This window comes from Bacillus thuringiensis, assembly GCF_022095615.2.
Classification (GTDB): Bacteria; Bacillota; Bacilli; order Bacillales; family Bacillaceae_G; genus Bacillus_A; species Bacillus_A cereus_AG.
This window is the reverse complement of the sequence record NZ_CP155559.1, coordinates 1,046,143-1,058,170: the sequence shown is the minus strand read 5'-3', so window position 1 is coordinate 1,058,170 and position 12,028 is coordinate 1,046,143. Positions and strand designations below refer to the sequence as shown.

Here is a 12,028-nt window from a genome sequence, read left to right as displayed (position 1 = left end):
CCAACATAAAAAATTCCAGTCAGTGTATACCATACTGTCCATAGTTTATCAGAAGAAAAGAGAAAAGGAAAAGGCGTTCTTAAGATATACGATTAAACCTTACTTCACAACAACAAATTTTCCTTTTTTCAAATAATCAAATAAAAAAACAAGAAAATCTTTACATTTAATAGTAATATAGAAAATAGACAAGTTTATCAAAATAGTGGAGGCTTTTTCAGTCATGATGCGTGCGCTTCGTTTAAATATAAAGCAAGCTTTTTGTAATCGTGTTTCTTTAATTATTATGTTTAGTGGATTCGTTCTTATTTGTATTTATCATTATTATTATGTAATTCGTTATTTAGGAGACGCTGCGAGCGGACCTATATCAACAGATATAAAATGGATCGGATTTCGCGACAATGAAATGGATGTTTATTTATTATTAATGCCAGTTATTGCGAGTTTCCCCTTTAGTACAAGTTACAATTCGGATAAGTCAGATGGTTTTAAACCGTTCGTGAGTAAGGGGATTTCTATATTTCCTTATTCAGTAACGAAATATATCGTTACATTTTTTTGCGGAGGATTTCTTTATACGCTTCCATTCATCTTATCGTTATTATTTTGCAAATTAACCATTCCAGACGGAACACCTACGATTGGTTCAAGCATCATAAATGCTGATGGAATGTTCGCAAACCTATATTTCGATGCGCCTCTCACTTACATTACTGTATATATCGGAATTAATTTTTTATTTGCAGGTCTAATGGCTCTTTTAGGACTTGCTGCATCTGTATGGTCACAAAAGGACTATATGGCAATTCTCTTTCCATTTGCAGTTGCCTCCATTCCTTACGTCCTGCTAAATACAATATTTCCTTCAATAGGCGGAGCACCTATTCATTTATATGATCCGAAACAACCATTGCAAGGCATGTCACCGTACATTTTAACGATGCAATGTGCTTTCTTCCTTCTCGTTAGCTTATTTATGTATATACAAGGAGTAAAGCGGGATAGAAAAAAATATAGAAGAAGACTGCAAAAAAGAGATCGGTGCAGAAAAGCATTTCAAGCAATTTCAGACTAAATCATTGAACGAATAAGAGCGTAATTCCCTAAGTCAGCTTAGGGAATTACGCTCTTATTCTCATTGCTCATATAATCCCCCTCCTCTTTACGGCGTACCTGCCAACCCCCATAAAATAACGAACACCGCAAAATAAATCGCTTTAATACCTACAACTGAACATAATAAAATAATTGCATATTTACTTAGTTCTCTTCTTGCACCTATTAAAGTAAAAATGACTGCCAAACTAAACGTTATATAAGAAGCTGCTGTATTGATTAAGTTATACGTAATGTCCAAGTTTTGAGTAAGTCCTGTTACATCAGCTAAAAATTGTAGCATGACGATCGTACTGAAAAAAATCGCAAGCTGATTCATTAATCTTCCATTTGGTCGTGCTTGCATCATTGACCTCCTTCAGAAAACTAAACATTCAATTAATTTTACCGTAAAACTACAGAAGACTAATCTATATCATTCTAAAAAATCGCTTATACACTATCCTTATCTCTTTTTATAAAATAAAAGAACGCTTAGTGACCTAAGCGTCCCCTACTTTAAGAAGCTTTCTTCAAATCAATTTGAGCAAGTACTGGGTCATGGTCACTTACACGTCCATGTTCTTTCATAATGTTTGAGTTTAAATGTACTGGATCTACAATTGTGTGCGGTGCGATGTTGTTTGTTACTAAAATATGATCTAGCACTTGTGCATTTCCTTCATGAATGTACGTGTAGCGGTTCTCTTTTGGCACTGTGTTTAACATATTCTTTAAGTTTGTTCCTTCTAGTGCTTTTAGTGGTTTAGCAAACTCAAAATCGTTCATATCTCCTAACACAACAACTGGTGCATTCGTGTTCTTTTTCTGAATTCCTTGTACGAATTGATTTACTTCTTGCGCTAATTGAATTCGTTTTTCTTCACTCTTTAATACGAGCGGCTGCACTTTTCCAAATGGCGTTGCATCCCCTATTTTTGAGTTTAAGTGATTTGCAACGACAACAACGTTTTGTCCTTGGAACGTAAATTCTGCCGCAAGCGGTTTACGTGTACTTTCAAATAGTGGGTTTTCGTCTCCAATACGAACGACATTTTTATCAAGTAACTTCGGTACTGCTGCTAATTTCACACGTGATGGGTTGTAGAAGAAACCGACGCGAATATTCGCTCCTGGTGCTCCTCCGTCTAGATTATTGTTCGGAGCAATTTCTACATACTCATACTTAGGCCCGCGAATTTCTAGTACTGCATCAATGATACGTTTTGCGCTTAATGAAGCATCTGTTGTACCGTCATTAATCGATCCGTTATTATCTTGCATTTCCTCTACACCGATAATATCTGGCATTTTTAAATTGTATTTAATAGAATACGCTAACGCTTTTACTTTTTCATCTGTTGTTTCTTTTTTATTCGCCGAGAAATTTTCAATGTTATATGTAGCAACTGTTAACTTATCAAGACGAGGCTGAATATTCGCCCCTACTTGCTTAAATCCACCGTCTACTACAGCTGGTAATTCCGTTATTGGCGCAATACGGAACGCACCGTAATCATATCCGACTACCCCTGTTATATCTCCCGTGAAAGTATCTCCTACTTTTGCTACATAATCACGAGGTACTTTTACAGAAAGACGCTCTGGGTTTAATTGATTTTCATCTAATACAGGTGTGCCATATTTCGTTACGACTTTATCACCGCCATTTTCTACTGTTACATATAAATTCCCGTTTTTCTGAGGCGCAATAATTTTTGGTGTTGGCATCGTAACGCGCATGCCTTCTATACTTTCATAGAAGTCGATTGCATCTTCATTTGGATCAAATAAACCGAATGCATCATTATCGATAATTTGATCAGGAATTTTTACACCGTTTTCTCCAAGTACAATCGGTGCTGGTAAAACTTGATCTTTTGCGATTACAGCAACGCGGCTCGCTTTAATTTCAGTCGTCGTTAAGTCTGTGTCAAACCTTTCCGCATATCCAGGCCCAACATATTCTTCTACTTCTCCATCAACTTGAATAAGATCTCCTACTGCTACATTCGCATCTTTTTTGTATACATAAATACCTTCTGAAGTAGCTGGATCATTATCTGGCTGATTATCTTCTATATAGAAACCATTTTTATCAAGCGCTGTTACAACACCTTCCACATTGTATACTTTCTTTCCTTTATAGGGAGAAACATGTGATTTTCCTTGAATATCATGAATACGAACTGGTTCATTGTTTACGATAATAAATGAAAATGTTGAAATCGCTGAAGAAGTAAGCCCTTCTTTCTCTGCAATTGCTTTAATTACACTATTTTCATTCACTATAATTTGTCCGTTATAACGAACACTCTTATTTGTAGGGTTAGAGCCATCTAACGTATAGTAGATTGTTGCTCCTTCTGTATTCGTTGTTAATGTTACCGCTGTTCCCTTCGCAACTTCTCCGCCACCTGGCGAAGCTACTACATCGCTAACACGGTTTTGTCCTTCCCCTTGAAACTTATGAGCTGTTACCGATTTTAAACCTGGGCTACTAAAATATAATTCAAGCGTCCCTGTTAAACTAACTTTCTTCCCGACATTTTCAGGATGATCTTTCACATTTACTGCTGCTCTCACATCGCCTTTTGGCAACTGAACAGGCATAATTTTGTCTGGATTCGTTTCATTTGGCGAATCCGCAATTGCTACGTTTGTATCATCAAACTTAGCCGGATCTTTCGTGTATTTAGAAGGACTTTGCGTATATCCAACGATATATCCTTCCACTGTCCCCTTCGTTTTCCCTTGCTGCTTAAATACTTGAATTGCTTTTTCTACTGACATAGAAGTCGCTTCTTCTGCTTGTACTAAAGTTCCAGTAAATGAAAGCAATAGTATGAATGATAAAAAGACACTTAACAATTTCTTCACAGCCATTTTCCTCTCCCTATTTCATATTTTCTCAGCATGTCTATCATAACAAATGATTCGTTATATAGAATGCTATTTCGACAAGTTTTACAAAAAATTAATCTAATTTACTCGTTTTCAAACTATAATACAAAATAATAATTTTACACCTTCTACGAATGCGCTCTATAATGTTAGAGAGAAAACAGAAAATATCGAAATTTCATTGGCATGTAAAATGGATTCATTTGAATAGGAGTGATTGGATGGAAGTGCAAACAGAAACATACCGCGCAGCTATGAATGGAACATTAGAACGTCATTTTTCAGATATGATTGCTGTTATACCAACTAGAATTACAATTGAACAGTTAAAACAGCGGTTAGAGACTATCTCTACTAAAGTTGATGAATTAAAAGTTGTTTACAGTGATGAGACAAGCCTTATTGTGGAATTACATATGGATGAAACAATCATACCGTATGAACTGCATATTGATGAGGCAAATGCCCCAGAAGAATATAAAATGTACAATAGACAAGATTCTACAATCTTAGATCGTACTTTTGAAGATGCTGCTTATGGCACCGAAATTTTCACTCGTACGCTATTTGCAGGCGATGTGCTGGACTGCTTTTTCCAGCAGTTACAGTTTTTATGGAACCTCGCTCCAGATTTATTATTTGTAATCGATTCAAGTGCAGCAATGAAAGTGATCTCTAGAAGCTATATTGAATATCACGTTGAAAATGAATTGTTACCTGACATTCCTGATTTATACGTTATTCATTCTGTTTATGAAGACGGTAAAGACGGTGAGCCTACGCAATATTGGTTTCATACACATGGGCTTTTAAGAGCAGGTGTGACAGAGATAGAATTAATTATTCCAAATCGCATTTCTTCCTATTACGGCATTGGCGATCTTTTTCAAACATTTGCTAATAATGCCGTTGAGAACGGACAAGTCCCTATGAATGAGCCTATCGTTATCGCGCATAGTCAGCAAGGCTCTATACATACAGTAGCTGTTCCTTGGGAGAAAGGATTATCTTATATTGGGCATAAAAAGAGGATGGATCAATTATCTTCAATCGAGGATGAAGAAGTGAAACTACAACCAATAGATGCACAAAATATATTCTTAGGCGGAATGGATGACCGAGATGAATACCATCAATCTCCATCCGTTCTCTTATTCAAATTAAATACTTCAGAAGAATATATTGAAAGTTTTTTCAAAGAATACGAGGAAGCTACAGGTCTCATGTTCTATAAAACAAATAGTGAAACCGATCGTATGGCTTACAATGCGAAGAATACTTTCGGGTATTTCAGCAACATTTTTCACATTGAACAATCAAATGAAGATTTTCGTTTCCTCGGTAAGTTTGGTGTCTCTTATGAAGAAGGAAAAAGTGAACATATGTGGTTTGAAATGCAAAACATTACGGAAGATTTCATTCAAGGAATACTCATTAACGAACCATATTTTATAAAAGGTATGAGTGAAGGAAATAGTTATCATTTAGATTTTGATAACTTAACAGAGTGGATTATTTATGCAGGGGATGCCGTTATAAAGCCAAATAACTTATATATGTTTGTTGGCGAATAAGTAACAAAACGCCTTCAATATGATTGAAGGCGTTTCACTTTATTGTGCGATTAATTCAGTATCCATTACTTTCTCCAAATGAGATAATACACGCTTTGCGGCTTTCTCACCTTGATCAATACAGTCCGGAAGACCAGAACCAGCGTAAGAACTACCTGCCAAGTATATACCTGGCAACTCTTTTTCCATAAATGTTGTGAGTTTCTTCATTCGCTCGTTATGGCCTACTGTATATTGGGGCATTGCTTCTTTCCAGCGGCTTACGACTGTAAATTCTGGATCCTCTGTAATATCCATCGTCTTTCGTAAGTCTTCTAGTACGAGCTGAACGAGTTCCTCTTCTGTTTGTTCTACAACTGCTTCATCACCAGGTCGTCCAACGTAACAACGAAGAAGCGTTTTTCCTTCTGGCGTTGTATGTGGCCACTTTTTATGTGTCCACGTACATGCTGTAATTGTGTAATCGTTATTTCGAGATACGACAAATCCTGTACCATCAATATCGCGCTGAATGGCTGATTCTTGGAAAGCCATTGCCACATTCGCTACTGATGTGGACGGAATATTGCGGAAGAAACGAAACTGCTTGTACTGCGCAAACATAGATGGCAATACTTTATGTGATGTTGCCACTACGACCGCGTCCGCTTCTATTTCTTTTCCGTTACTAAGAGTAATCGTATAACCATCACCAAGTTTTGCAATTTTTTCAATGCGAGTACCCTTTATTATCGTACCTTCATGCATCTTCATTTCGAGAGATTCTACGATAGATTCTAAACCGTTTTTCACTGTTTGGAAGATTCCTTTTTTCGGTTCAGTTTTCTCTTCTTTCGGTGCAAGTGTACGCATACCGAGTGAAATACTGCGATGTTTCTGCTCGATTTGATACATCTGTGGGAATGTTGACATTAAGCTCATTTCATCAATATCCCCTGCATAAATACCCGATAGTAATGGTTCGATTAAATTTTCAACCACTTCGTTGCCGAGGCGATGTCTGAAAAACTGCCCGAGTGATTGGTCAGATACTGGCTTTGATCTCGGCATTAACAGATCAAAGCCAGCTCTTAGTTTACCAATTGGGGAGAGCAACCCGGAAAATAGAAACGGCGTAATTTGCGTTGGAATTCCCATCATCGATCCGCTCGGCATTTTATGTAACCGATTGTTTACGAGGATAAATGATTGACCGGCCTTATTATTTACAATTTCATTGCCAAGACCTAATTCTCGCGCTAATCTAGCTGCACTTTCTTTTCGTGCTAAGAAAGAATCCGGCCCGCGTTCAATTGTAAATCCATCTTTTCGAACGGTTTGAATTTTCCCGCCAAGTTTACCCGATGCTTCTATCAGTAATGTATCGATCGGCAAGTTCTTGTCATGAATTTCTTTTTGCAAGTTATACATTGTTGTTAATCCTGTAATGCCACCGCCGATGATTACAACTTTTTTCCTCAAGCATGCTCCCCCTTTCTTTTTACAATACAGATTCTTTTTTCTTTACTACAACATCTGTTAAGCAATCAATAAATGCGTCCGATGCATTTGGCATTTCTGGACGATAATATTTTGCGCCAATTTCATCTGTCACAACTTTACACTCAAAGTCATTGTCATATAAAACTTCTAAATGTTCCGCAACAAATCCAACTGGTGCGTATACGAATGAAGTATAACCGTACTTTTCATTTAGTTCTCTCGTTAAATCTTGTACATCTGGACCAATCCAAGGATCTGGTGTGTTTCCTGCACTTTGCCAACCTACTGCATAGTTTGCTACTTCAGCACCTCTTGCAATATAGTCAGCTGTTTCATTTAATTGATCTGGATATGGATCGCCAAGTGCGATAATTTTTTCTGGTAAGCTATGTGCAGATACGATTAATACTGCTTTTTCACGCTCTGCTTCTGACATACCGTTATATATACCTTTCACTGCATCAACCCAGTACTGAATGAATTTCGGTTCTTTATACCAGCTATCAATGCCATGAATTGTTAAGTTTCCAAGTTTCTCAGCTTCTTCTTGTGCTCGTCCTACATACGATTTCACGCTAAATGTAGAATAGTGCGGCGCAAGAACAAGTGCGATTGCATCTTGTATACCGTCGTTATGCATATCTTTCACTGCATCTTCAATGAACGGTTCGATATGTTTTAAACCAAGATACATATGGTACTCTACTTCATCTTGTACTTCATTTAAACGCTGTTCTAACTTTTCAGCTTGCTCTAATGTAATAGTAGCTAAAGGAGAAATACCACCAATTGCACGGTAACGCTCTGTTAAATCTTCTAGCATTTCAGGACTTGGCTTTCTTCCTCTGCGAATATGTGTATAGTAACGTTCAATATCTTCTTCTTTATATGGCGTTCCGTATGCCATTACAAGCAAACCAATTTTCTTTTTCATACAGCAATTCTCCTTTACTTCGCTAACTGCCCTTTAGAGTATTCATGAATAAATGTAGTTAAACGTTTTAATGTATCTGGATTTACTTCCGGGAATACACCGTGTCCTAAGTTAAAGATATAACCTGGCTGTTTCATCCCTTGATCTAAAATACCTTTTACATGTTCTTCAATAACAGACCATGGCGCAAGTAAGAATGACGGGTCCATATTACCTTGTACCGCCTTATGAACGCCGCGTGCACGTGCCTCTTCAATCGGTAAGCGCCAATCTAAGCCGACTACATCAAGCGGTAAGTCGTGCCATTCATTTACTAAGTGTGCAGCTCCTACGCCGTGCATAATCATTGGAACACCCATCTTACGAACTTCTGCAAAAATACGCTCCATTGCTGGTTTAATAAATACACGGTAATCTGCTACATTTACCGTTCCAACCCAAGAATCGAAAATTTGAACTGCTTTTGCTCCTGCGTTAATTTGCGCTTTTAAATATGTAATAACCATATCTGCTAACTTATCCATTAAAGCGAACCAAGCTTTCGGCTCTGCATACATGAACGCTTTCGTATTATGGTAGTTACGAGATGGACCGCCTTCAATCATATAGCTCGCTAATGTAAATGGAGCTCCTGAAAAACCGATTAACGGTACGTCTAACATTTCTGTCGTTAATAAACGAATCGTATCTAATATGTACGGCACGTCATCTTCTGGATTGATTTCCCCTAGTTTTTCTACGTCTTGTAAAGAACGGATTGGATTATCAATAACTGGACCAATACCCGATTTAATTTCTACATCCACACCAATCGCAGGTAGTGGTGACATAATATCTTTATAAAGAATTGCTGCGTCTACGTTATATTGATCAACTGGCAGTTTTGTAACGTAAGCACATAACTCTGGATTATGTGTAATTTCAAATAAAGAATATTTTTCTTTTATCTTTCTATATTCCGGCTGCGAACGACCTGCTTGACGCATATACCATGCTGGTACATAATCAGTACGTTCCCCCCTACATGCTTTTAAAAATGTCTCATTTATAGTTCTTACCAAGACCCTTGCTCCCTTCCTTGCCAATGCTTTTGCTCTAAATACGTTCTATTCCGATATTTATCTTTTTTTACTATACAGCTTGTAAAAACAAAATGCATAATATTATGTGCGTTGTTCATTAAATTGACACAAACATTCTTAAAAACGCTTACTATTTTCACAACATTCTTATTATAACACAGAGAAAAACTATGGTTTAGCTACTTTTGACTTTTCTCCCTCACGGTTCGTTTGTGTGTTATATGGCACAACGTAAAAACTCGGTTTTGAAAAGATGTTAACGAACTTTTCTTCATATTCCCCGGCACCATTTACAGTGCCTACCTGCGTATGAATTCCGTTTTCCACTCGATAAATTCGATACATAATTCTTTCATCTGGAAGTGGTGTCCAGCTTAATTTCGCTTTAAATAAACCGAAAGGGCTAAACGCTAATTTCATTTTCACATCTTCAATTTTGCGAAGACGAATCGGAGCACCGATTGTTTCCACACCTTCTGGTTTCATAAACTGTTCTTTCTGTTCTACATTTGCCTTCGTTAAAATTTTCTTAAACAATTTCGTTGCTGACGCACTTTCTCCTTGTAACTGATGCTCTTTATCCGTACGATCATAACCAATCCAAACAGCGCCTACTAAATTTGGCGTATAGCCAACGAACCACATATCTCTAGCTCCAATATCATCATTTGGTAAGGAAGTTGTACCTGTTTTTCCAGCTAACGCCCCGTTATATACACCAGCTTTCGCTGTCCCTTCCTTCACAACTCCTTCAAGCATTTTCGTCATATACCATGCCGTTTGTTTCGAGAAAATTTTCGTTTCTACTTTTGGAGATTCTCCAATGACTGCGCCGTGTCTATTTAACACTTTATCAATAACGTGCGGCTCAATAATATCACCATTTGCTAAAAATGCACGATACATTTTCACAAGTTCAAATGTTGAAACACCATTTTTCAGCCCGCCAAGTGCTGTACTTAAACCAGCATCGGTAATATGAACATTTCCTTTCTCTAAATATTGCTTTCCTTCTTCTACCCCTAACTCATTTAATAAAGAAACTGCCGGTACATTTGCTGACTCTAAAATCGCATCGTACATCGTCATTTCTTTCGAATACGCATGGTTATAATTTCGGGGTTCATACCCTTCAAAAGAATGTCTTTCATTCGTCAATAACGAATACGGATTATACTTTTTCGTTTCGAGTGCTGGCGCATAGACGATAAGTGGCTTTAGCACAGAGCCCGGCTGTCTTTTTGCAAAAACACGATTGAAACCTCTCGGGACGTACTTTCTTCCGCCAATCGCCGCTTTAATTCCGCCTGTACGATTATCCATTAATAAAAAAGCACCTTGCGCCCCCTCTTCTTTCCCAGGGAAATTCCGTGCATCTTGAAACTGGTTATACGCTACCTTTTGAATCTTTTCATCCATCGGAACAACAAACGTATATCCTCCGCGAAGTACTTCTTGATGAGACAATCCATATAAACGAGCTGCTTCATCTATAACCATATCAATATACGGCATATATGCGAGTTCATTCTCGTCTAAGTTTTTGTAAAGAGCAATTGTCTTTCCTTGATAACGTACACTTTCTTCGGCAGTCAAATAGCCTTGTTTATGCATAAGTGACAATACGAGATCGCGGCGCTCCTTACTCTTCTCTGGAGAGAAATAAGGTGAATATCCGTTTGGCGACTTCGGAAGGCCTGCAAGCATTGCTCCTTCTTCTACTGTTAAATCCTCTACATTTTTATTAAAATACAACTTTGCTGCTGCTTGAATACCGTAAGCCCCATGCCCAAAATAAATATGATTCATATACATTTCAAGAATTTGTTGCTTCGTATATTTTTGCTCTAATTGAAGCGAAATTGCGACTTCCTTCAATTTCCGCGTAACTGTTTTTTCACGAGTTAAAAAGACGTTTTTCGCTAGTTGCTGCGTAATCGTACTACCGCCTTCTACCTTCTCTCCAGCTAACGTATCTTTATAAAGAGCACGGAATATGGACGGGTAATCAATTCCTTGATGCTCATAAAAACGAGAATCTTCCACCGCAATAAACGACTGCTGCACGTATTTTGGAATTTGCTCGATTGGTACGAGATCTCTATTTTCTACGTATAATTTCGTAATTTCTTTCCCTTTCTGGTCAACGATACGTGATGAAGAATGAAAAACGAGTTGCTTTTCATCTGTCATATAGCCACCAGCTAACACAATAAGTTTATAAAATACAATCGCTAATACAAGCGTTGCTAACCCACCTAATAAAGTCCACTTTACTTTCTTCATACACCGGCCTTCTTTCCAAATGATGGTACATTTATTATTTGAAAAAGAAGTATCTTTATGTATATAATCTTCGAAGTTTTTTACGAGAGTTGATATAATAGAAACAAACGATTAAGGGGGCATTAAAATGAAGGCTATTATTTCATACGAAACACCTCTAGAACAAGCACATTTCACTGCAAAAAATAATGAAAAAGATATGTTTTATAAAGAAAATACAGAAGAATCTGTAGAAGGATCACTTCAGTATGACGTACTAGACGCTGTTGGCGAATTTAAAGGACAACCTGGCTACATCGTTTGTAATAACATTTCTGTAACAGATGAAGGTCGCCCAGTATTTGAAAACCGCTTTAAAAACCGCGCTGGCCTTATCGAAAACGAACCAGGATTCCAAGCAATTCGCGTTCTACGCCCATTAAGTAACGATACATATGTTATCTTAACGATGTGGGAAACGGAGCAAAACTTTAAAGACTGGACAGAATCACGTTCATTCGAAAACGCTCATAAAAAACGCCCTGCACAAGCAGAAGGACAAGCTCAGGCTCAGGCGCATCCACATGCGGAACAGCAGAAAAGTATTTTCTCTCGTCCGTCATTTGTAACTACTTTTGATGTGTTAGTTTAGTTTTTGGAGTTCAGAGTTTGGAGACCGCGGTATGTGA

9 protein-coding genes are annotated in these 12,028 nt (G+C 37.6%); 3 read left to right on the top strand and 6 right to left on the bottom strand.

The window, feature by feature from the left end:
• Positions 1-223 precede the first annotated feature (223 nt).
• Positions 224-1,078 (top strand): hypothetical protein, encoded by an 855-nt coding sequence (locus KZZ19_RS05430; RefSeq protein ID WP_088095443.1) that lies wholly within the window; start codon positions 224-226, stop codon positions 1,076-1,078.
• 87 nt (positions 1,079-1,165) lie between these two features.
• Here KZZ19_RS05430 and KZZ19_RS05425 read toward each other — a convergent pair whose 3' ends face one another.
• Both KZZ19_RS05425 and KZZ19_RS05420 read right to left on the bottom strand, forming a co-directional pair.
• Positions 1,166-1,465 (bottom strand): hypothetical protein, encoded by a 300-nt coding sequence (locus KZZ19_RS05425; RefSeq protein WP_237979763.1) that lies wholly within the window; start codon positions 1,463-1,465, stop codon positions 1,166-1,168.
• Positions 1,466-1,617: 152 nt separating this feature from the next.
• On the bottom strand, positions 1,618-3,984 hold the full coding sequence (locus KZZ19_RS05420; RefSeq protein ID WP_237979762.1) for a DUF6359 domain-containing protein: 2,367 nt from the start codon (positions 3,982-3,984) through the stop codon (positions 1,618-1,620).
• A 239-nt stretch (positions 3,985-4,223) separates the two neighbouring features.
• Here KZZ19_RS05420 and KZZ19_RS05415 point away from each other — a divergent pair, with 239 nt between their 5' ends.
• Positions 4,224-5,576, top strand: coding sequence for a DUF4026 domain-containing protein (locus KZZ19_RS05415; RefSeq protein ID WP_237979761.1), 1,353 nt, complete (start codon positions 4,224-4,226; stop codon positions 5,574-5,576).
• 39 nt (positions 5,577-5,615) lie between these two features.
• On the opposite strand, the gene hemY is transcribed toward KZZ19_RS05415, so the two are convergent.
• The 4 genes from hemY to KZZ19_RS05395 form a co-directional block, all read right to left on the bottom strand.
• On the bottom strand, positions 5,616-7,037 hold the full coding sequence (gene hemY, locus KZZ19_RS05410) for a protoporphyrinogen oxidase (RefSeq protein WP_237979760.1): 1,422 nt from the start codon (positions 7,035-7,037) through the stop codon (positions 5,616-5,618).
• A gap of 19 nt (positions 7,038-7,056) precedes the next feature.
• Positions 7,057-7,992: a ferrochelatase gene (gene hemH, locus KZZ19_RS05405; RefSeq protein WP_237979759.1), complete on the bottom strand. Its 936-nt coding sequence runs from the start codon at positions 7,990-7,992 to the stop codon at positions 7,057-7,059.
• A gap of 14 nt (positions 7,993-8,006) precedes the next feature.
• Positions 8,007-9,053: a uroporphyrinogen decarboxylase gene (gene hemE / locus KZZ19_RS05400; RefSeq protein WP_000252605.1), complete on the bottom strand. Its 1,047-nt coding sequence runs from the start codon at positions 9,051-9,053 to the stop codon at positions 8,007-8,009.
• 189 nt (positions 9,054-9,242) lie between these two features.
• Positions 9,243-11,360 (bottom strand): transglycosylase domain-containing protein, encoded by a 2,118-nt coding sequence (locus KZZ19_RS05395; protein WP_088095438.1) that lies wholly within the window; start codon positions 11,358-11,360, stop codon positions 9,243-9,245.
• A 127-nt stretch (positions 11,361-11,487) separates the two neighbouring features.
• On the opposite strand from KZZ19_RS05395, the gene hmoB reads away from it, so the two are divergent.
• Positions 11,488-11,991 carry a heme-degrading monooxygenase HmoB gene (hmoB, locus tag KZZ19_RS05390; protein WP_002150035.1) on the top strand — a complete coding sequence of 168 codons (504 nt, stop codon included), beginning with the start codon at positions 11,488-11,490 and terminating at the stop codon, positions 11,989-11,991.
• Positions 11,992-12,028: the final 37 nt, after the last annotated feature.

Bases quoted from the DNA above. Each gene is read 5' to 3' on its own strand.
- KZZ19_RS05430 (WP_088095443.1), top strand. From the start codon at position 224: ATGATGCGTGCGCTTCGTTTAAATATAAAGCAAGCTTTTTGTAATCGT.
- hemH (WP_237979759.1), bottom strand. From the start codon at position 7,992: ATGAAAAAGAAAATTGGTTTGCTTGTAATGGCATACGGAACGCCATAT.
- KZZ19_RS05395 (WP_088095438.1), bottom strand. From the start codon at position 11,360: ATGAAGAAAGTAAAGTGGACTTTATTAGGTGGGTTAGCAACGCTTGTA.
- KZZ19_RS05425 (WP_237979763.1), bottom strand. From the start codon at position 1,465: ATGCAAGCACGACCAAATGGAAGATTAATGAATCAGCTTGCGATTTTT.
- KZZ19_RS05420 (WP_237979762.1), bottom strand. From the start codon at position 3,984: ATGGCTGTGAAGAAATTGTTAAGTGTCTTTTTATCATTCATACTATTG.
- KZZ19_RS05415 (WP_237979761.1), top strand. From the start codon at position 4,224: ATGGAAGTGCAAACAGAAACATACCGCGCAGCTATGAATGGAACATTA.
- hmoB (WP_002150035.1), top strand. From the start codon at position 11,488: ATGAAGGCTATTATTTCATACGAAACACCTCTAGAACAAGCACATTTC.